This window comes from Hymenobacter sp. FMD4 (assembly GCF_058932745.1).
In genome coordinates this window covers 1-21516 of record NZ_JBZYWH010000007.1, presented here as the reverse complement: position 1 = coordinate 21516, position 21516 = coordinate 1, and the positions used below count along the sequence as shown (strand labels likewise).

The window sequence follows — 21516 nt, the reverse complement described above, 5'->3', positions numbered from 1 at the left end:
TTACTTGGGTCGAGTGAACTACAAGCAATAGCACGTCATGCTGAGCTTGTCGAAGCATCTCTCCCGCTTCGTTGAGGTCACTATCAGTAGAGATGCTTCGACTGCGCTCAGCAGGACGTGCTGGAAAGTTTTTTTGAGTCCTTTCCGAGCTTACTGTTCATACCCCTAGTTCAGCCCCACCTTACCTTTCACCGATTCGAAAATCTTATTCGAATCAAACCCGACGCCGCGCTTGAACACGATTTCGGTGCGGCGAAGCTGCTGAATGTCCTTTTCCGGGTCGCCATCGACGAGCACCAGATCGGCTTGCTTGCCGGCCTCGATGGTCCCGATTTCCTTTTCGCGACCCAGGTAAATGGCGCCATTCAGCGTGCTGATCTTGATGGCCTGCACCGGGGTAAAGCCCGCTTCCACCAGCAGCTCTACCTGGCGGCGGTTGGAGTAGCCCGCAATGGTGCGGCCGGCACCCGTGGGGTCAGTGCCCGATACGAGTAGGCCGCCGGCGTCGTGGAACTGCTTTTCCCAAGCCATTTCTTTCTTGAACAGCGCCGTGCTGGCCGAGTCCCGGTTTTGGTTTTGCTGCCAGGTTTTGGTTTCGCGTTCCTGCAACTGCGGAATCAGGGCCTCCATGCCACCGCCGAGCACTACTTCGCGGCCGGTGTAGGGCTCAAACACCGGCAGGGTAGAAGTCAGCGCCACTTTCTTGCTGATGAGGAAGCTGATCAGGTCGCGCATTTCGGGGCTGTTGACGGGCAAGCCGAGCAAGCCTTTGCGCGCCGCAGGGTAGTCACAGTTGTCGGCCTGCTTGCCAGCGGCAAAGTCGGAACTGGCCATGAAGCCGTGCTCCAGGTTGTCGATACCCAGCTCGGCGGCTTCGCGGTAGCTGATGGCGCACAGGTGCCCCGTGACTTTGAGGTTGCGCTGGTGGGCTTCCTTTACCACGGCCGCCAGATCGGCGCGGGTGGCGTGCATGTACATCTTATAAGACGTGCAGCCTTTGTCGGCCCAGAACCTGGCCGTGCGCGCCGCGTCTTCGGGCCCGTTGATGGTGTTTAGGGCCGGAATGTCCATGGCTGGCTCCTCCATGTAGGGCGCCGTCACGTCGATGTCGGGCCCGATGAGCTTGCCTTCCCCGATCATGCGCTTGATGGCTAGGTCGGTCTGCGGCTCAATGCTGCCCGCCGTGCGAATGGTGGTGGCCCCGCCCGCGAGGTACAGCCGCGGGAAAGAGTAGGGCATCTGCGCAATGTTGAAGTACGAGCCCGTAGGCATGGTGTAGTACAAGTGCTCGTGCAGCATCACGAAACCCGGAATCAGCGTCTTGCCGGCGCAGTTGATGACCTGCGCGTCCTTGGGCACCTTCACCTTCTTCAGCGGGCCTACTTGCTCAATGCGCCCGTTGCGCAGCAGCACGGTTTGGTGCAGTTGCGCCGGGCGGCCAGTGCCGTCGATGACCTTGGCATCGGTGAGGGCAATCAGCGGGGCATCGGTGCGGATAAACTCGCGCACTTGCGGAGTAAAGCTCGGCTGGGTCTGAGCCTGAGCCGCGGCGGGCAGGAGCAGGGCCAGGGCAAAGCGGAGCAGGTGGCTTGGTTGGGAAGGGCGCATAAGGGCAGCAGAAGTGATGGGGCGGCGCGCAAGTATACGCCGCAGGGGCCGCTTCACCGGGCTTCTAACCAAAGCTGGCAAGGCCGGTGGCCAATGGACGCCGTGCCTGTACTGCTTCGTCATTGGCAAATTAGTCTTGGTGCTGATAATCACATGAATATGTGAGCAGGCAACCGCGCAGTCGGGCATTCCATCTGGCCCGGTGTAAAGCAATTGCAGCGGCCTCGCCCGCAACGCTTGTACAACTCCGCAGGACCAACTTTCACATCACTCCCCCCGACGCGCCATGAACAAAGTATTCATCCTCCCGATCCTGGCTTGGTTTGGCAGTGCCACCACCACGCCTGCCCAAGCCCAGGCCTTGCCGGCCGAGTCCTTTTGGCAGGTAACCAACGCCGCCTCGGGCGACCTGAACCTGTGGACCTTGCGGGTCGACCGGGGCTCGTTCCAGCTGTACTCGCAAAAAGATGTGCTGAAGCCGTTTGCGCAAGAGGCGGCGGATAACAAAGACCACCTGGCCAACAAAACCATCAACGGCAGCTTGGTTTACATCGAAGGGCAGTCCAAGACCAGCGGCGACAGCCTGATCCTGGACGGCAGCTTTCAGTCGGTGTACACCAAGCGGCGCTTCCACGCCACTATCCACCGTGGCACCTTCCAAGGCTTTATCACCCCCGATGGCAAGGCCAAAACGCCTCTGCAAGGCGTCCGACTGGCCCGCAAAAAACCGCTGCGGAACTACGCCGCGATAATCGACTCGGCCATCCACGTGACGGAAAGCAAGATCTACAACCCGCACTTGCTGCAGCAGGCGCCGTGGACTGCTTTCAAAAAGCAAATCCGCCGCCAGGGCCGCACCATCCTGGATGATTACCAGCTCAAGATTGTGTACACGCTCAGCGCGGCGCGGCTTCCGTTCAGTCACTACGACTTGTCCTCCCGCCGGCCTTCCGTGGCCCCGGCGCCGGGAAAAGGAGCCTCAACCGCGGCTGCGGCAACGAAAGCATCGGCAAGCAATGTGGCGCTACGGGAAATATCTCCCCAAACGGCTTACCTGCAGGTACGCTCGTTTGATGGTACCAACACGGAAATGGACAGCGTGGTGAGCCTGCTCAAGGCTAAGCCTTACCAACACCTGATCATTGACCTGCGCAACAATCAGGGCGGCTCCATCGAGGCGGTGATGCCCCTGGCCCGGTACCTGTCGCCCGACACGGTGTATCTGGGCGCCATCGTCACGCGCGGTTGGTTTGAGCATTCCCCGGTGCCGCCCACGCAGGCCGAGTACAAAAAACTGCAGCCGTTCTCCGAAGCCAGCTACGCGGGTATTCAAGAGGCCATGCACCGGTACAAAGGCCTTTCGTTGATTGCCCCGCCCGACCCGCAGGCGTTTAAAGGCAAGGTGTACCTGCTGGTGGATAAAGAAACTGCCAGCGCCTGCGAACCGCTGGTGTACAGCTACCAGCACAACAAGCGCGTGGTGGTGGTAGGCGAAAACACCGCCGGCGCCATGCTCAGCGGGGACCGGTTCCCACTGCCCGCGCCGTTTGTGCTACGCGTTCCGACTGCTGACTATTACACTGCCGACGGCAAGCGCCTGGACTTGGTAGGCGTAGCGCCCGATGTAAAAGTGGCTCCCGGATCCAGCATGGATTATGTGCTGAATACGTTGATCAAGAAGTAATCAGAGACTGAACGCAGCGGCTAAGGTCGCGGAGCACGGTTAGAATTAGCTCCCCTTCTCATCTGAGGAGGGGAGCTAGCTTTTGCTCTAGCACTAGATTCTAAGGGAAAGAGGATGAGGTTTTCCTTTTAGCTTTGGGTAGAGCCGTCACCTTCCCGCGCGGCGGCCGTACCTTCGTCTACCGATTCCCAAGATTCCCACGACATGTACACCACTCTCCAGCCCGACCTTCAGCAGCAGCTGCAGGAAATTAAAGAAGCCGGTCTTTATAAAAAGGAGCGCATCATCACCAGCCCGCAGGGCGCCGAAATCGAAACCGATGAGGCCGGCGAGGTGCTGAACTTTTGCGCCAATAACTACCTGGGTCTTTCCTCGCACCCGGCCGTAATTGAAGCCGCCAAAGAAGCCATCGATACGCACGGCTACGGCATGTCGTCGGTGCGCTTTATCTGCGGCACCCAGGATATTCACAAGGAGCTGGAGCGCAAGCTGGCCGAGTTCCTGGGCACCGAGGACACCATCCTTTACGCCGCCGCTTTCGACGCCAACGGCGGGGTTTTTGAGCCCTTGTTCAACGAGCAGGACGCCATCATCAGCGACGCCCTTAATCACGCCTCCATCATCGACGGCGTGCGCCTGTGCAAAGCCCAGCGCTACCGCTACAACCACAACGATATGGCGGACCTGGAGAAGCAGCTCCAGGACGCCCAGGCCAAGGGTACCCGCCACCGCATCATCGTGACGGACGGCTCGTTTTCCATGGACGGCACCATCGCGCAGCTCGACAAAATCTGCGACCTGGCCGATAAGTACCAGGCACTGGTCATGATTGACGAGTGCCACAGTATGGGCTTCCTCGGCAAAACCGGCCGCGGCACCCACGAGTACCGCAACGTGATGGGCCGCGTGGACATCATCACCGGCACGCTGGGCAAAGCCCTCGGCGGCGCCATGGGCGGCTTCACCTCGGGTCGCAAAGAAATCATCGACATGCTGCGCCAGCGCAGCCGGCCTTACCTGTTCTCCAACACGCTGGCCCCGGCCATCGTGGGCGCCTCCATCCGCGTGCTCGACCTGCTCACCGAAAGCACCCAGCTGCGCGACCAACTGGAGGAAAACACCAAGTACTTCCGCGAGCAGATGACCGCCGCCGGCTTCGATATCAAGCCCGGTGAGCACCCCATCGTGCCCGTTATGCTTTACGATGCCAAGCTGGCCCAGGAATTCGCCGCCAAAATGCTCGACAAGGGCATTTACGTGGTAGGCTTCTACTTCCCCGTGGTGCCCAAAGGCCAGGCCCGCATCCGCGTACAGCTTTCGGCTGCGCACACCCGCGCCCACATCGACAAGGCCATACAGGCCTTCATTGAAGTAGGCCGCGAGATGGGCACGCTAAAGGACCGGAGCGCCGCCCAGCCGGAGGCTGGCCAGGTGGTGCAGAACACGCCGTGAAACTGAGGGACTCTTCAAAAAAACAAAGCCCCACCGAAGCTTCGGTGGGGCTTTGTTGTGCTGTCCGGGGCAGTAGCTACTAGTGGCTCTTGCTTACGCGCAAACTTGAGGTTTCTCCGTTGGTTCCGGTTAATACCAAGTGGTAGAGGCCATCAGGGTGCTGCGACAAGTCTACGGTGCGCCTTGTATTCGATGCCTTACTTTGCAGGCACAAGCGCCCTGCCGCGTCATACACCTGCACCTCTACTTCTTTGGGCAGTGAGCCCTCCAGTTGCACTACGCCGCTAGAGGGATTGGGGTAGGCTCCGATGTTCCAATTTGACTTGCTTCCTTTCCTGGCAGCCAGGGCCGTACCGGCGTAACGCAAAAGCACGGGGTGGTTAGACGAGGAGCCAGACATACTAGCCCACATCTGATCCGAAGTTCCAGCCAGATGCGCCACTCCTCCGCTGGTTTGGATGTTGGCATTCGTGATTCGCCAACTGTTGCCGTGGTCTTCGCTAATGAACATCGTGCCCAAAAAGTTGCTGGTTGATGTAGGAGAACGGCTGTAAATCAGATAAGTGCCAGGGCGGTCAACCACCGCCGTCATCGAGCTCACATAACCCGTGAGACCGGTCGGACTGACCGGGCTCCAGGTAGCGCCACCATCCGTTGTGCGAGTCAGGTGAAGCACGTTTTGGGTGCCTGATGTGGTGTAATAATAGGACAATCCGTTAGACTCGTCTTCAAAGCTGACGCGGTCAACATTGGCAACCGCGCTCCAAGTAAGGCCGGCATCTGCCGTACGCAGCAACACAGGGGTAGTGTATGGATAACGGTCACTACTGACAAAAGCAGTTATCCATACACTGTTGCTTGGCCTGCCCGCTATGGAATAAGTATCCCCAAAGTAATTTAAACCGGTGCTAGGAATACCAGCGGGCAGGTTCGAAGCCAAAGCCCAAGTGAGCCCGCCGTCGGTGGTTCTGTATATGGGCCAGCTAGTAGAGAGGTAACCGGGGACTGCAACGGCAATACCCACTGTTGGAGTAAAAAAATGGATGATTCTGAAGGAGGCTGGCAACGGGTTGGGCAGAGGAGCCAAACCGCTCAGGCCGGTAGTGGTGCGCCATAAAGTATTAGAACCGCTCAACGCCCACGCGTGCTGGGCGTCAACCGCGGTTAAGTCTCGAACAGCTCCGAGTTGCGCAGGAGTAGGACTGGGGTCCGCCGTGTACGTTTGTTGCCAGGTTTGCCCATTATCGGTGGTGCAAAAAATTTTGTACCGGTAGCTGCGTCCGCCCGGCCCCAGTTGGTCTATTTGAGTTATATGACCCCATAGTACGTTCCTTCGCGGGATAATGGGCCTGGTTATATCAGGTCCTATACTCATTCCAACGGCCGGAAAGTAGGTGGGGACGCCAGGTGGTTGCACCCAAGGCGCCTGCCCCCAAACCTGTTGTATACCTATAGCGCCAAAAGCTATGAGAGTTAACGTTCTTTTCATCGGTACAGGAAGAAAGGGCGACGGCTTTCGAAAGATTAGAAATTAAATATACTCCTGCCAGTAGAAGCGACTTGGCACACTCATGATCCTACCATTAGGCTTGGTTATGATCAGGCGCTGCTGGTATTTCCCTGGGCCATTCAGTAAGTCTAACCTATCACTTCGAGAATCAATATATTTAAAAAATATATAAAAGAATCGATGTTTGATGTTGCGCTTGGCACGTCGCCAAATAGGTACGCCCGGGTGGGGGGCATGGCTTATCTCATCATCATTGTAGCCGGCCTATTGGGGGAGACATTCGTTCGCAATACGCTCGTAGTCTCGGGCGACGCCGCCGCCACCGCCCGGCGAATAATGGAGTCGAAGCTGCTTTGGCAGGCCGGCATTGCGGGTGACCTGCTCATGCACGTGCTCGACGTGGTAGTGATGATTATCCTCTATTCGTTACTGAAGCCCATCAGCAAGACCCTGGCCCGCATGGCGCTGGTCTCCAACGTGGTCCAAACCGCCGTATTGGCGTTGAATAAGTTGAATCTGCTGATGCCGCTGTTTCTGTTGGGCGACGCGCCGTACCTCACTGGCTTGGCGCCGGAGCAACGGGAGGCATTGGCTTATGTATTCATCCGGGCGCACGGCTACGGCTTTGGCATTGGCCTCATCTTCTTCGGCCTGACCTGCCTGCTATGGGGCTACCTGATTATCCATTCCCATTATTTGCCCCGGGTGCTGGGGCTGCTGATGCAAGTAGCGGGCCTGTGCTACATCATCAATAGCTTCGCGCTGATCGTTGCGCCGCAGGTGGCCGATGCGCTGTTCCCATTCATTATGCTGCCGCCGTTTTTCGCCGAAACCCTCTTGGCTATTTGGCTTATGATCAAAGGCGTGGATGTAGATAAGTGGCGGGAAGTCACGACGGTGCCGCGGGTGCTGGCATAATTCAAAACTCAATTGCAGCAAAAAGGCCCGCCGGAGTTCCGACGGGCCTTTGTGTTAGTGTGCGGCTCTTAATGCTGTAGATGAATCAATAGGCGCCGCGCACCGGCTTTGTTAGATGTCAGTACTAAGTGATAAAGGCCCGCTGGCTGATTGGTCAGGTCAACCGTACGTTGCGTATTGGTGACTGTGGCCTGGTAGCATAGGCGCCCAGCGGTGTCGTAAATGTGGAGTTGCTCTGCTTGCCGCAACTCTCCTTCCAGTTGAAACTGGCCTTTGGTCGGATTGGGATAAGCAACCAGGGGGGGAGCTGATTTGGTAGAAGACCTTGTAGGTAATGCGGTACCAACGTAACGGATAGCTACCGCATTATAAGCATAAGTTGGGTCGCTTGAGCCAGCAAAACTGGGGCCGGCCCACACTTGGCCGGGTATGGATGCTACCAGCTTTTTAATAACGCCTGACCTAAAATTGCTATGTAAGGTTTGCCAAGTATCTCCTCTGTCGTAGCTGATGGCCATCGTACCGTTTGCCAAGTTGGATGGGCCTACATACGAGTTTGGCCTATAGCTAATGTATGTGCCAGGCATTCCAGCTACTGCAGCTATGGATTCGTATCTTGATGAGCTACTTTGGACAATAGGGTTCCACGAAATCCCCCCATCTGCGGTCCTGCGTAGGGAATAGACATACTGATTGCCAACCAAATTCGCAGAGTAGGCTAGCCCATTTAGAGCATTTTCGAATGTAAGGTCTCTTACCGTTACGTTGGCAGTTGCCGTCCAAGTCAGGCCTTCATCAACTGTGCGCAACAGCATTTGGTCATTGGTTTTAAGCCATAGAATGTTGCCCAAACTGGGCTTTTCTAGTACATAATTAAGCGCTTGTGAATTGTCGCTTAATAAGCCAAAGGCGTTTGGTATTGGGGTCCAATTAAGCCCTCCGTCTGTAGTTCGGTAAAGAGGCCAGGACGCTTCGCCCGCAAGTCGCTGCCCAACAGCAATTCCTGTGGTAGAGGAGAAAAAGTGAATACGAGATAAACCAGGGGCAGCGCTTACTGCAACAAAGCCACTCGCTCCTGAAGTAGTTTTCAATAAAGTTCTGACCCCTGTGTTGTGGTCGTGCCGCAGCATCCAGGCAGTCTGCCCATCTAGTGCAGATACATCTAGCACACTGACTCCTCGCGCTACGTTCCTGTAGTAGGAATAGCTGGTAGTGGGAGATACTGACCAAGTTTGGCCGTTGTCAGCAGTGCTAAAGACTCTTGAATAATAGTCCATTCCGGGCCCCCCAAACCACTCCCACGTAGTGCCCCATAAAGCATTTGCTTGTGGTGAAACCATATATGATATATCACCTCCTTGGTAATTATAAGAAGGTGTTCCGGGCTGTATCACCCACGGAGACTGGGCCCAAGCAGAATGTAGGGCTAAGTTGATTAAGGTCAACCAGCATAGTAACAATTTCTTCATCTTGAAGCGTATCAATGGCACTTACACAAATCAGGGGTAAGTCTACGGAACTAATTGAAATACTTATAGGAGCTTGTTTCTTGACTTAACATTAGACAAACGCGTAAAACCACGTCTAGAGTCAGCACTCAAGTGCCATATAAGGGCCTATGGTAACTTCTAGACTTGCTGATTATTACATCGGGCAAGAGCATTAGAAGGTAATTATTACTGCAGCTTGTGCACGCGTATGGTTTGGGTGTGCCCGGTAGGGGAAGTAAGCACAAGCTGATAAAGGCCAGCAGGCCGCCGCGACAAATCAACAGTACGCACCGTTGTAGATACATTGGTTTCCTGATGCAAGCGACCAGCAGCATCGTAAACGCGCACGCTACCGGCTTGGGATGGTAGTTCACCGGCGAGCGTCACGGTGCTCTGCGTGGGGTTGGGGTAGGCTGTTACCAAAGCCAGTTGTTTTGGCTTTATGGTGGGCAGTGCCGGGCCGGCATAGCGGACTACCATTGGCTGGCCGCCGGTCTGAACGGCGCTTCCAGCCCAGAACTGGCTTGGCCCGGTAAATGCCAGATTGGGCTTCACGCTGTAGCTAGTGCTGGTTTCTAATACCCGCCAGTTGGTGCCCCGGTCATAGCTGATGTATGTGGTGCCCGTCACTTCGTATGGCGCCCCCGAGTAGGTATATCTGTAGCTCAAGTAAGCGCCTGGGATACCCGCCACAGCGGTCATTGGCAGGAAGCCAATGGTGCCCGCGTAGCTAACGGGTACCCAGGTAATACCTCCGTCGGTGGTGCGCTGCAGTACGGGCTGTCCCGCCATGGTATAATTGGCAAGGCCACGCTGGGCATCCTCGAAGGCTACGCGCCCTACGTTGGGTGCTGTGGTCCAGGTCAGCCCTTGATCCGCGGTACGCAGTAATACCCCGTTTGCTAGGTTGGCCTGGTCGGAAGAAGTGCTTATCCACAAGTGACTGCCCATGCCTTGCTGACCGATGAAGGCCAGGCTGCCCGTGGCCGCAAAAGTCGGCGGATTTGGTATGGGTGTCCACGTTACACCTGCGTCAGTGGTGCGGTAGATGGGCCAGGTAGTGGCACCTGCGGCAGCCGATTGCGGGTAAGCTACCCCAACTGTAGCCGAGAAAAAGTGAATGCCTCTAACGCCAGTGGGTACAGTCCCAACGGGCGCAAACCCATTGATGCCGGTGGTGGTACGCGTAAGGGTTCCGTCGTTCAGCAGTACCCATGCCGTTTGATCTTGCAAGGGAGAGAGGGATACAATAGCATTGACAAGGGGCGTGTTGTACGCGCTCTGCCAGGTTTGCCCGTTGTCCGTGGTATGGATGATATGGTACCAATCGGATCTGCTGCCTGGCCCGTTTTGGGCTGCTTGGCGCCCGAAGCCCCAGAGTACATTGGCTTGAGGCGAGGTTACATTCATGGACGCACTGGGAGTAGCGAGTCCGGATGGTGGATACGTCGGCGTGCCGGCAGGGGCTACCCAGTTTGTTTGAGAATAGGCAGGAGCTAAGGTGCACGCAGCAATGGCTAGCAAAGCGATTAATGTTTTTGTCATAAGATCAGAATGGTAAGAGTAAAATCAGAGCACATAATCAGCTGCGACTTTTCGAAAGTATGGAAATAGGATAGAACATTTAAAAACAGCAGCTTATCAATTGGCTGATTAACCAAGTGGTCGAGCCACTCTATTCTGAAGCTTTTACTCTAGCAGCAAGGCCCGCCCAAAATTTCAGTAGGCCTTGCTGGCGAGCAGGCTAATGTTGCAGCCATCCGATAACCGGCTAAAAGGTGGACTTCTACGCACCGACAACGCGAAGGATGGGTGCTATTTCGTTCCTCCAAATTTCGAACTCCGCTGACGTGTGTATTGCTCCAGATGCGTGGCAGAAAAAGCGCCTGGGTCCGCTACAGTTTATTAGCTGCCCAACGCAGATAAACGCTAATTTCAACGGCCACTCCCCGCCACAGTAACCAAACTTGCCGGTGCTATGAAACTCTATTATTTGATGCCCGTGCTCCTAATAGCCGGCGCTGCATCTAGCACGCTCACCACCCGTACCACAGTCGCACACAATGTGCCGGCAAGTGAAGCGGGCAAGAGCGGTATCGTCACCGGAGCCGATCAAACCGAGGCCTACGTCGCCTACCTCCAAAACAAGCGCGTCGCCATCCTGGCCAACCCGACGACCGTTATCGGCAAGAAGCACTTGGTGGATAGCCTGTCGGCCAGGGGGGTGAACATCGTCCGGATCTTCGGGCCGGAGCACGGCTTTCGGGGCAATGCCAGCGCCGGGGCCAAAGTCGGGGACGAGAAAGACCCGGCCACGGGTATTCCCGTCATTTCCCTGTACGGTAAAAAGCGCAAACCGTCCGCAGAAGACCTGGCCGATGTGGACGTGATGATTTTCGATATCCAGGATGTTGGGTGCCGGTTCTACACTTACATCAACGTGCTGCGGGATGTGATGGATGCCTGCGCTGAAAACAACAAAGAACTGCTCGTTCTGGACCGACCCAACCCCAACGGCTACCTCGTGGACGGCCCCGTGCTGGACATGCAGCTAAAGTCCGGCATCGGGCAGTTTCCCATTCCCATTGCGCATGGCGTCACCATTGCTGAATTCGCCCAGATGATCAACGGCGAGAAGTGGCTGCCCGAGGACCGCACCTGCAAGCTCAAGGTCATCCCCGTCAAGAACTACCAGCACGACATGGAGTACGTGCTGCCGGTGAAGCCTTCGCCTAACCTGAATACCCAGCAGAGCATCCTGCTATACCCTTCGACTTGCCTGTTTGAAGGCACGGTGCTGAATCACGGCCGCGGCACGCAGTTTCCCTTTACCATCCTCGGCAGCCCCGCCCTGAAGGGCAAGTTTCCCTTTTCGTACACGCCGGTCAGCATTCCAGGCATGAGCGAAACTCCGCTGCACATGAACCAAGTGTGTTATGGGCTGGACCTGCGGAAGTATGACGTCAGTCAGCTGCGCAAAACCAAGCGCATCAACTTGGACTGGATGATTACCCTGTACAACGCTTATCCGGACAAGGAGCGGTTCTTCGACAGAACCCAGAGCAAGGAAATCGGTAACATCAACGGCTTGGCTGGCACCAATGATTTCAAAAACCAGATAGTGGCCGGCAAAACCGCCAAGCAGATTCAGGATTCCTGGGAGCCGGGCTTGTCGCAGTACAAGCAGATGCGGCAGAAGTATTTGCTCTACCGATAAGGCGGGGCACCTACCCGGCATTTCTTACCCCACACATGCCAAACCAAAAGGCCCGCTGGAATTCCAGCGGGCCTTTTGGTTTAACTTATTTACCGGTTTTTAAATCGGCTGATGGCTTGCCGGGTGAAGTCCGACAGCACCAAGCGGCCGCTGATGCCGGCCCGTTCTACCAGTAATTGGCCCCAGTGCTCGGTACCCTGCCAGAATACCTGCTTTAGCTCGGCCAATGCCTCGGGGTTGTAAGCAGCAAGCTTGGCAGCGAAGGCAGCCACGGCTTGGTCCATTTCTTCGGTAGTGTCAAATACCTCGGCGTAAAGACCCCGGTCGCGGGCCCAGGCGGCGGAGCGGAACTCACCCGCGTCCAGCGCCAGCTGCGCGTAAGCCGAGGTGCCCAGCTTGCGTTCTACCGCCGGCCCGACCACAAAGGGGCCGATGCCTACCACCAGCTCACTCAGCTTCACCGAAGCCTGTGCCGTGGCAAAGCAGTAATCGGTGGAAGCGGCTACGCCCACGCCGCCGCCGATGGCTTTGCCCTGCACGCGCCCAATGATGACTTTGGGACAGGTGCGGCAGGCGTTAATCACCTTGGCGAAGCCGGAAAAAAACTCCAGGCCCTGCGCCTCGTTATCGATGGCCATTAGCTCATCGAAGGAGGCACCAGCGCAAAAGGTCTTTTCGCCCTCGCTGCGCAGGATGATGACCTTCGTGGAATCAGCCTGCCCAACGGCGGTGATGGTTTCAGCCAGTTGCGTCAGCAGCGCGCCGGGCAGAGAGTTGTGCGAGGGGTGAAAAAAGGAAATGGTAGCAATGCCTTGGGCGTCGGTCGTGGTTTCAACTTTGCCAGCGGCTAGGGTATCAGTGGTGCTCATGTACTGAAAAAAGAACTGTCATCCTGAGGCGCAGCCGAAGGACCTTCTAATGCTAGGTGGTAACATGCCTCACGTCGGCCGTTCTTGCGTGAAAAGGTCCTTCACTCCGCTGCGCTGTATTCAGGATGACAGATGAGTTAGAGGATGAATGGTGCTGCTTATTCCTGGTTCTTTTTCTTCACCATGGTCAGGATGGTGGCCACGGCTACCGTTTCACCGGTTTCGTCGGTCACCTGCACCAGCCAGCGCACGATGCCTTTGGCTACGTCGGTTTCGTCGCGCTTCTCTTGGCCGATCTTTTCCTTCACTGTCAGCTGCACGCCGATGGTCATGCCGGGGTACACCGGCTTGGTGAAGCGGCATTCGTCGAGGCCGTAGTTAAGCAGCACCGGGCCCTTGCGCGGGTCTACGAACATACCAGCCGCCTTCGAGAGGATGTAGTAGCCGTGCGCCACGCGGCCGGTGAAGAGCGTGCCTTCCAACGAAGTCGCATCGACGTGGGCGTAAAAGTTGTCGCCCGATACCTGCGCGAAGGCCGTGATGTCGGCCTCCGTCACGGTGTGGCGGTGCGTGGTGTAAGTCTGACCGATTTCCAACTCCTCGAAGAAGTGCTGGAAGGGGTGCTTGTCGCGCTCAAACTGCTTGGCACCTTGCTGGTACACGCTGGTAATGGCCGTGAGCATGGTGGGGGAACCTTGCACCGCTACGCGCTGCATGAAGTGCTCCACGCCGCGCATGCCGCCCATTTCTTGCCCGCCGCCGGCCCGGCCGGGGCCACCGTGGATGAGCAGGGGCATGGGAGAACCGTGGCCGGTGCTTTCCTTGGCTACTTCCTGGTTCAGCACCAGAATGCGGCCGTGGTGCGTGGCCGCGCCCAGCACAAACTCCTGCGCCACGCCGGGGTCGTTGGTAGCCACGGAACACACTAGGGAGCCTTTGCCCATGTTGGCCAGCTTCACCGCGTCGTCGACATCCTTATAAGGCATGAGCGTGGTGACGGGGCCGAAGGCCTCCACTTCGTGCGAATCGGTGAAGCGGAACGGGTCGGAATTGAGCAGTACGATGGGCGAGATAAACGCACCGGTTTTGCTGTCGGCCCCAATCACCTGTACGTTTTCCAGGTCGCCGTACACAATGGGCGTGTTTTTGGCTAGCTGCTGCACCTTTTCACGCAGGCGCTGCAGCTGTTCGCGGCCGGCGAGTGCACCCATGCGCACGCCTTCGGCCTGCGGGTGCCCAACGGTGGTTTGAGCCAGGGCCTTGCCCAAGGCAATTTGCACGTCCTCCACCAGGTTTTCGGGCACGATGGCGCGGCGGATGGCGGTGCATTTCTGCCCAGCTTTGGCCGTCATTTCCTTGCGCACCTCCTTGATGAAAAGGTCAAACTCTGGGGTGCCCGGCACAGCGTCGGGGCCGAGCACGGCAGCGTTGAGCGAGTCGGCCTCCAGGTTGAAAGGCACGGCCTCTTCGATGATGCGCGGATGCGCCTTCAGCTTGCGGCCGGTTTCGGCCGAGCCGGTGAAGGTGACGACGTCCTGATAGTTGACGTGGTCGAGAATGCCAATGCCGGATCCTACCACCAGTTGCAGCGCGCCCTCAGGCAAAATGCCGGAAGCAATGATTTCGCGCACGACGGCTTCTGTAAGATAAGCCGTGGGTACGGCCGGCTTCACGATGGCCGGCATGCCCGCCAGCAGGTTTACGGCAATCTTCTCCAGCATGCCCCAAATGGGGAAGTTGTAGGCGTTGATGTGCACGGCCACGCCTTCACGGGGCACCATGATGTGCTGGGCCATAAACGAGCCGCCCTTCGACAGGCCGATCGGCTCGCCGTCGACATAGAACGGCTTATCGGGGAATTTGCGGCGTAACGAAGCGTTGGCAAACAGGTTGCCGATGCCGCCTTCGATGTCAATCCAGGAGTCGGCGCGGGTGGCGCCGGAGCGGTAGCTGAGCGTGTAGAACTGCTCCTTGCGCTCCATGAGGTAGAACGCCAGGGCCTTGATCATGCGGCCGCGTTCGTGGAAGGTCATTTTGCGCAGGGCTGGGTTGCCCACGCGGCGCCCGTAGTCGAGCATGGCCGCGAAGTCCAGGCCTTCGCCGTCGGCAATGGCTACTACTTCGCCCGTTGAGGCGTCGTACAGTTCCTGCTTGTTGCCCGAGCCAGGCATCCAGCGGCCCAGGGCGTAGTTTTCGAGGGTGGGAGTCATAGGGAATTAGCGGGAGCAAGGGTTATTGGCTTACAGCCAACAACAGAAATTGGAGCGGAAATATCCGCAACTTCTCGGTTTAAACCTGCGGGCTGCCCAGCAGCAGGGCCAGAAATGGCGCACGGTCAGAGCCGATGTAGGGCGAGCCGACAGGGGCTTGTCAAAACAATGACGGCTTGAAGGTGGCAAGGCCATTGTGCCGCCCTGCGGGACAGTCCTGCGCTACGCGTTCAGGCAGAAGACAACCGGCAAGATGGCCTCAACCGAAGCGGGGCTGGTAGGTTCTGAATGCTAACCTAATTACGCCGCTACTTCCGCTGCGGAACGGGCCGAAGACGACGAAGTAGTGGAAGGCCGCGGGGCCCCGTCGAACAGGAATTCGTTGAGCTTGGCGCGCAGATCGGCTGCGGAGAGGTTGCGATACACCTCGCCGCCGCGTACCAAGGACATCTGCCCGGTTTCTTCGCTCACTACCAGCACCAGTGCATCGGTCACTTCCGAGAGGCCGATGGCGGCGCGGTGGCGCAGCCCAAGAGCGGCTGGCACATCGGGGCTTTCGCTTACGGGCAGGATGCAGCGGGCGGCTTTGATGCGGCCATTGGCGATGATGACCGCGCCGTCGTGCAGCGGAGAGGTCTTGTTGAAAATACTCATAAGCAGGCGCTTGCTCACGGTGGCATCGAGCAAGTCGCCGCTTTCGGCGTAGAATTTCAGGTCGGAGGCTTGCTGGAAGGCGATGAGCGCCCCGGTGTTCTTGCCCGACAGGCTCTTGGCCGCTTCCACGAAGGGCGTCACGCTCATGCGCGGCTGCGCTGCCTCGCGGCGCCACGGAAACATGCGCACCCGGTCAAGCGAAGTAGCCTTGCCGATGTTCAGCAAAAAGCGCCGGATTTCCTGCTGAAAGAGGATGATGCCCGCCAGTACGCCCACGCTCATAAACTGCCCCAGAATGGACGTCAGCAGCTCCATGCCCGCGGCCTTCACCACCAGGTATACCAGGTACACCGACAGGAAGCCGAGGAAAATACGCAGCGCGACCGAACCGGTCAGCAGCTTGTAAATCTGATAAAAGAGCAACGTGACCAACAGCACGTCGACGACGTCCATCCAGCCAATGCGCAGGAAGCCGATGGAAACGGGGTTGAACACGGTTGGTTACGAGCTTAAAGTGTTGTCAATCAATCGTACGGTCTGCACTGCCTCCGCCACATCATGTACCCGCAGTATATGTGCTCCGCCCAGCACGGCCAGCGTGTTGAGCGCAATGGTGCCGGGAAGAGCCGCCGCCGGCGTCAGCCCCAGGGTTTTCCATACGAGGGTTTTACGGGAAAGTCCTACCAACAGTGGCAAATCCAGTGCGGTGTGCAACTCGGGCAGGCGTTTCAGCAGCTCGTACCCTTGCTGCGGCGTCTTGGCAAAACCCATACCCGGGTCCAGTACCACGTCGGTGCCGGGCCAGAGGGTGCGCAGGGCCGTGAGTCGGTCGCGGAAGTAGCGGATGAGCTCCAGTAGCAGGTCATCGTACTGGGTGAGCTGGGTCATGGTTTGCGGCGTGCCGCGCATGTGCATCAGAATATAAGGCACCTGCAAACGTGCTACGGTTGCAAACATTGCCTCATCCAGCTGCCCGCCGCTGATGTCGTTGATGATGTCGGCGCCGGCTTGTACCGCTTGTTCCGCCACCTCAGCCCGGAAAGTATCGACGGAAATAAAGGCTTCGGGGAAGTGCCGGCGTAGGGCCTCGATGGCCGGCAACACGCGCTGGCGTTCCTCGTCCATGGGCACGTCGTCGGCGCCGGGGCGGGAGGAGTAACCGCCCACGTCCAGCACCGCGGCCCCGGCTTGGAGCATCTGATCGGCTTGGCGCAGTACGGCGTCGGTGCCCGAAATGCGGCTGTCGGCGAAAAACGAATCGGGCGTCAGGTTCAGGATGCCCATTACCTGCGGGCGGCTCAAATCGAGCACACGGCCGCCGGGGCAGCGCAATGTCTGCCTCACCCGAAATAGCGTATCTTGCGCAACCAGGCTGGCCATGTTTTCTTGTGCGTTGAGCCCGGTGCTTGGTGCTTAGGAAGCTGAAAATCACGCAACCCGTGCGGGCTAGACTAGTAACGGCCTAAGCACTAGGCTCAAAGGCCCAAGCACTCCCCCTAAAAATAGCTTTTTGACGTTGAACGACCAAACCCAGCTCCAGTACGACCGCGTAATCGAGCGCTGCCGGAAGCTGTTTCTGGCCAAGACTCACGACTACGGCACGGCGTGGCGCATCCTGCGCTTGCCCAGCATCACGGACCAGATTTACATCAAGGCCCAGCGCATCCGCTCCATCCAGGAGAAGGGCGCGCAGCTGGTGCAGGACCCCATCGACGACGAGTTCGTGGCCATCATCAACTACTGCGTCATTGCCCTGATGCAGCTGCACCTGCCGGCCGATGCGCCGCAAGACCTCGACACCGAGGCCGTGGCTGCTACCTACGACGAGGAAATTGCCGAAAACCGCCGCTTGCTGTTCGCCAAGAATCACGATTACGGTGAGGCCTGGCGGCAGATGCGCGTATCGAGCATCACCGATATTATCCTGATGAAGCTGCACCGCACCAAGCAGATCGAAGACCTGCAGGGCCGCACGCTGGCTTCGGAGGGCGTAGAGGCCAACTACCGCGATATGCTGAATTACGCCGTGTTTGCGCTGATCCTGCGCGGGGCGGTGGAACAAGCGTAGTCAGCCGGCCGTTACACGCGCAAACTTCAAGCGTCATGCTGAGCTTGGCGAGCCGAAAGGTCGCCGTTGGGCAAGCATCTCTACCGCCGAGGCCGGATAGTATTTTTTCTATTCGGCAAAGCGGGCGGGATGCTTCGACTTCGCTTCGCATGACGTTCTTTGTGTTCAGTACTTAGCGTGCCGCTGGCCTGGTGCTAGTTCAGCGGCTTCCCCCACAGATCCACCCATGCGTACGTTTGTCCGACTTTGCTGGCTGCTGCTCGGCGCGTTGTTCATCTTTTCGGGGCTCGTGAAGCTCAACGACCCCATCGGTACGGCTTACAAGCTGGAAGAATACTTTGAAGTATTTGCCACCGATTTAGGCTCATTCTTCCTGGCCTTTAAAGGCATGGCGCGAGCCCTGAGCTTGACGCTCAGCTCCCTGGAGGTGGTGCTGGGTGTGGCCCTGCTGCTGCGCTGGAACCTGCGCTTCACGCTCTGGTGCCTGTTTGGGCTGCTGGTATTCTTCGGCTTCCTGACATTCTATTCGGCCGCATTTAATAAAGTCACCGACTGCGGCTGCTTCGGCGACTTCATCAAGCTCACGCCCTGGACCTCTTTCTTCAAGGACCTGTTCCTGCTGGCGCTGTGGGCGGTGGTGTTTTTTAATCAGCGTTACCTGCGCCGGGTGTTTGCCAAAGGCACGCTGGGCGCCATGTACCTGACGTTTGCCACAGCCGTAGCCGTGGGCATCGGGGTGTATGCGCTGGGCCACCTGCCGTACTTCGATTTCCTGCCCTACAAAGTCGGCAACGACATTGGCAAGCTGATGCAGCCCCAGGAGCAGGCAAAGTACAAGTACGTGATGGAGCGGAACGGGCAGACACAGGAGTTTCCCGAATACCCCACCGATACCACCTGGCGCTTTAAAGAAATGGTGGTGCTGAACCCGGAGAAATCCAAGCCCGTCATCACCGACTTCAGCGTGAGCACGCCCGAGGGCGAAGACGTAACCAAGGAAGTACTCAAGGGCAACAAGCTGCTGCTCATCATCCAGAATACGGATAAGGCCGACCGCGACCGGTTTCAGTTGATCAACCAAACGCTGGCGGCAGCCGACTCGTCGGGAAAGAACATCAAGACGATGATCATCACCAGCAGCAGCCGGCAGGAGTTCGACGTGTTCCGTCACGAAGTGAACCTCTCGGGCAAATACTACTTTGCCGATGCCACGGTGCTCAAGTCCATGATTCGCTCAAACCCCGGCTTCATGGTGCTGCAAAACGGCGTGGTGAAAAACAAATTCCACTACCACGATATTCCGGACCGCGAAAAGCTGGAGGAGTCGTTGTAAGGGAAGCGAGTAATAAGAATGTCATCCTGAGCAAAGCGAAGGACCCTGCCACGGCGGATCGTAACCACCCAGTGCTGGTTGTTCGGGCGGGGTTAGGTCCTTCGCTTTGCTCAGGATGACAACGATAGAAACGGTATGCTGCTGTTTATTCTGCGTCGTCTGCTGCATGGCCTGCTGATTCTGGCCGGCGTGGCCCTTACGGTATTTGTGTTGTTCCAGGTATTGCCTGGCGACCCGGTAGCGTTGCTGGCTGGCCAGCGCAGCGACGTGGCTACCCGCGCCGCTATTGCCGCCGATCTGGGCTTGGATCAGCCCTTGCCCATGCAGCTGGCTGGTTATCTGAATGATGTGTCGCCGGTGGGCGTGCACCCCCGCGACTCTGCCTCCGTGGCGCGCTACGGCGGCGTAACGCTGCTGCCCCTGGGAGGCGAGCGGGCTGTGGTGCTCAAAAAACCCTACCTGCGCCGCTCGTTTCAGTCCAACAAGGACGTGCTTGACATTCTGCTCGACCACTTCAGTGGTACGTTGTGGCTGGCGCTGGCCGCCATGCTGCTGGCGGCGGTGCTGGGCATTGCCTTCGGCATTGTGGCAGCGCTACGGGCGCACACCTGGCTCGACCGCACCCTGCTGACGGTGTCGGTGCTGGGTATTTCGGTGCCGTCGTTTGTAGCCGGTATTCTGATTGCTATGACGTTCGGCTTTTACTGGAGCCGCTACACAGGCCTAAGCCTGACGGGGCAACTGTTTGAAACCGATCCGTTCACGGCCGAGTCGCACGTGGTGCTGCGCAACCTGGTGTTGCCGGCGTTTGCGCTGGGCATCCGGCCGCTGGCCGTGATTGTGCAGCTCACGCGCAGCTCCATGCTGGATGTGCTGTCGCAGGATTTTGTGCGCACAGCTCGGGCCAAGGGCGTATCAAAGAACCGCACAGTGTGGCATCACGCCCTGCAAAATGCCCTGAACCCGGTGGTAACGGCTGTATCGGGCTGGTTGGCTTCGCTGATGGCTGGTGCGTTTTTTATTGAGTACATCTTCAACTGGAAAGGCCTGGGTACAGTGACGCTGCGCGCCGTTGAAAACCTGGATTTTCCGGTGGTGATGGGTGCCACTCTGTTCGTGGCTTTTCTGTTTGTGGTCATCAACATTGGCGTGGATGTGCTCTATGCCGTGCTTGACCCGCGTGTGAAACTGGGCTAGCCGTTCCCCGGCAAGCTGGGTTTTGCATTCTCAAGCTGACAAAACGCCATGAATAACGAAGCTTTGTCGCATCCCCCCCGTTTATTTTTGGTAGGTATGCCCGGCGCCGGCAAAACTACTTTAGGTCGGGCCCTGGCGGCACTCTATAGCCTGCCGTTTCGGGACCTGGATGACGAAATCGTGCAACGCGAGGGACGAAGCATTCCCGAGGTGTTTGCACAGGAGGGGGAAGCTTATTTTCGGGAACTGGAGGCGGCCACTTTACGGGCCGTGGTAGCCGAACACGAGCGGTTAGTATTGGCCACTGGCGGCGGTACGCCTTGTTTTCACGGGAATGCAGCGTATCTTAATGAGCACGGTGTGGCGCTGTGGCTGGACGTGCCGGTGGATGAATTGGTGGCCCGGCTACAGCACGCAGTTGCCTCGCGCCCCCTGCTGGCAACCTTGCCCGATACCGCCGCACTGCGGCAGCGACTGCACGAAACATTGGCCGATAGAAGCCGGTTTTATGCCGTAGCTTCACTGCGTTGTGCGCCTCCGGCCTGCACGGTGGAAGCAGTGCAAGCACTGCTGGCACGTTATCTGCGGTCAGCTTAAACATTATAGTAGGTCCGCCGTTAAGGCGTTCGTGGCTACTTTTGCCCCACATCTTCTCTCTACTACCATGGAACAAAAGGCTGCTCCTGCGTCGGGCCAACTCCACAAGCCCAAGCACAAAGGTTCGGCGCAATTGTTTGAGAACCCCGTGCTGGAGCGTTTGACGCACACGCACATTGCTGCGCCCCTCTCTATTTTCTTCTCGGTAGCTGCCATTAGCCTCTACTACAGCCTGAGCCAAGGACTGCTAACCGGACTGTCGGCCTTCGGGCTGTTTCTAGCCGGTTGGTTTGCCTTTACGCTGGTGGAGTACGTGATGCACCGCTACCTGTACCACATCAAGCCCAGCACCCCGCAGCGTGCTAAGTTTCAGTACACCATGCACGGTGTGCACCACGAGTTTCCAAAGGATAAAACCCGCTTGGCCATGCCGCCTATCGTGACGGTATTTGTGACCTCGCTGCTGTTTTTCCTGTTCCGCTTTATTTTCGGCAATGCTGGTTTCGGTATCCTGGCCGGATTCGTGTTTGGCTACGCGCTGTACCTCTTTGTGCACTATGCCATTCACGTGTACGCCCCACCGAAAAACTTTCTGAAGTTCTGGTGGCACCACCACGCGCAGCATCACTACCGGCAGGATGAAGTTGCCTTTGGCGTGTCGACCACGCTGTGGGACCACATCATCGGGACAATGCCTGAAAAACGGAGC

General features: G+C 57.7%; 17 protein-coding genes. 9 read left to right on the top strand and 8 right to left on the bottom strand.

Annotated elements, in window-relative coordinates; translation table 11 throughout:
* Window positions 1-165 precede the first annotated feature (165 nt).
* On the bottom strand, window positions 166-1608 hold the full coding sequence (locus AC5FXY_RS09015) for an amidohydrolase family protein (protein ID WP_493556333.1): 1443 nt from the start codon (window positions 1606-1608) through the stop codon (window positions 166-168).
* Window positions 1609-1894: 286 nt separating this feature from the next.
* Between AC5FXY_RS09015 and AC5FXY_RS09010 the strand changes: the two genes are divergently transcribed.
* Window positions 1895-3292: a S41 family peptidase gene (locus AC5FXY_RS09010; RefSeq protein WP_493556332.1), complete on the top strand. Its 1398-nt coding sequence runs from the start codon at window positions 1895-1897 to the stop codon at window positions 3290-3292.
* A gap of 204 nt (window positions 3293-3496) precedes the next feature.
* A complete protein-coding gene (kbl, locus tag AC5FXY_RS09005) occupies window positions 3497-4744 on the top strand; it encodes a glycine C-acetyltransferase (protein ID WP_493556331.1) in 1248 nt (415 codons plus the stop codon).
* A gap of 79 nt (window positions 4745-4823) precedes the next feature.
* Here the strand turns inward: kbl and AC5FXY_RS09000 are convergent, their stop codons facing one another.
* Entirely contained in the window at window positions 4824-5543 is a 720-nt protein-coding gene (locus AC5FXY_RS09000) for a T9SS type A sorting domain-containing protein (protein WP_493556330.1), read from the bottom strand.
* Between the two features lie 945 nt (window positions 5544-6488).
* Between AC5FXY_RS09000 and AC5FXY_RS08995 the strand changes: the two genes are divergently transcribed.
* Entirely contained in the window at window positions 6489-7172 is a 684-nt protein-coding gene (locus AC5FXY_RS08995; protein WP_493556329.1) for a DUF4386 domain-containing protein, read from the top strand.
* Window positions 7173-7240: 68 nt separating this feature from the next.
* Here AC5FXY_RS08995 and AC5FXY_RS08990 read toward each other — a convergent pair whose 3' ends face one another.
* Window positions 7241-7690: a T9SS type A sorting domain-containing protein gene (locus tag AC5FXY_RS08990; protein ID WP_493556464.1), complete on the bottom strand. Its 450-nt coding sequence runs from the start codon at window positions 7688-7690 to the stop codon at window positions 7241-7243.
* A 1158-nt stretch (window positions 7691-8848) separates the two neighbouring features.
* Window positions 8849-10072, bottom strand: a complete 1224-nt coding sequence (locus AC5FXY_RS08985) for a T9SS type A sorting domain-containing protein (protein ID WP_493556328.1) — start codon at window positions 10070-10072, stop codon at window positions 8849-8851.
* 568 nt (window positions 10073-10640) lie between these two features.
* Between AC5FXY_RS08985 and AC5FXY_RS08980 the strand changes: the two genes are divergently transcribed.
* Window positions 10641-11879: an exo-beta-N-acetylmuramidase NamZ family protein gene (locus AC5FXY_RS08980; RefSeq protein WP_493556327.1), complete on the top strand. Its 1239-nt coding sequence runs from the start codon at window positions 10641-10643 to the stop codon at window positions 11877-11879.
* Window positions 11880-11968: 89 nt separating this feature from the next.
* Here AC5FXY_RS08980 and AC5FXY_RS08975 read toward each other — a convergent pair whose 3' ends face one another.
* From AC5FXY_RS08975 to folP, 4 genes are all read right to left on the bottom strand, one after another.
* Window positions 11969-12748 (bottom strand): enoyl-CoA hydratase/isomerase family protein, encoded by a 780-nt coding sequence (locus AC5FXY_RS08975; RefSeq protein ID WP_493556326.1) that lies wholly within the window; start codon window positions 12746-12748, stop codon window positions 11969-11971.
* Window positions 12749-12906: 158 nt separating this feature from the next.
* A complete protein-coding gene (gene paaZ / locus AC5FXY_RS08970; protein ID WP_493556325.1) occupies window positions 12907-14958 on the bottom strand; it encodes a phenylacetic acid degradation bifunctional protein PaaZ in 2052 nt (683 codons plus the stop codon).
* 300 nt (window positions 14959-15258) lie between these two features.
* Window positions 15259-16065: a diadenylate cyclase CdaA gene (gene cdaA, locus AC5FXY_RS08965; protein WP_493556463.1), complete on the bottom strand. Its 807-nt coding sequence runs from the start codon at window positions 16063-16065 to the stop codon at window positions 15259-15261.
* 48 nt (window positions 16066-16113) lie between these two features.
* Window positions 16114-16992 (bottom strand): dihydropteroate synthase, encoded by an 879-nt coding sequence (gene folP, locus AC5FXY_RS08960; RefSeq protein ID WP_493556324.1) that lies wholly within the window; start codon window positions 16990-16992, stop codon window positions 16114-16116.
* 136 nt (window positions 16993-17128) lie between these two features.
* On the opposite strand from folP, the gene AC5FXY_RS08955 reads away from it, so the two are divergent.
* From AC5FXY_RS08955 to AC5FXY_RS08935, 5 genes are all read left to right on the top strand, one after another.
* On the top strand, window positions 17129-17680 hold the full coding sequence (locus AC5FXY_RS08955) for a DUF1599 domain-containing protein (RefSeq protein ID WP_493556323.1): 552 nt from the start codon (window positions 17129-17131) through the stop codon (window positions 17678-17680).
* 226 nt (window positions 17681-17906) lie between these two features.
* Complete coding sequence (locus AC5FXY_RS08950; protein WP_493556322.1) at window positions 17907-19013, top strand: BT_3928 family protein; 1107 nt, start codon at window positions 17907-17909, stop codon at window positions 19011-19013.
* 135 nt (window positions 19014-19148) lie between these two features.
* A complete protein-coding gene (locus AC5FXY_RS08945; protein WP_493556321.1) occupies window positions 19149-20210 on the top strand; it encodes an ABC transporter permease in 1062 nt (353 codons plus the stop codon).
* Window positions 20211-20258: 48 nt separating this feature from the next.
* Window positions 20259-20807 carry a shikimate kinase gene (locus AC5FXY_RS08940; RefSeq protein ID WP_493556320.1) on the top strand — a complete coding sequence of 183 codons (549 nt, stop codon included), beginning with the start codon at window positions 20259-20261 and terminating at the stop codon, window positions 20805-20807.
* 67 nt (window positions 20808-20874) lie between these two features.
* Window positions 20875-21516 (top strand): sterol desaturase family protein (locus AC5FXY_RS08935; RefSeq protein ID WP_493556319.1); only part of this gene is annotated, 642 nt, incomplete at its 3' end.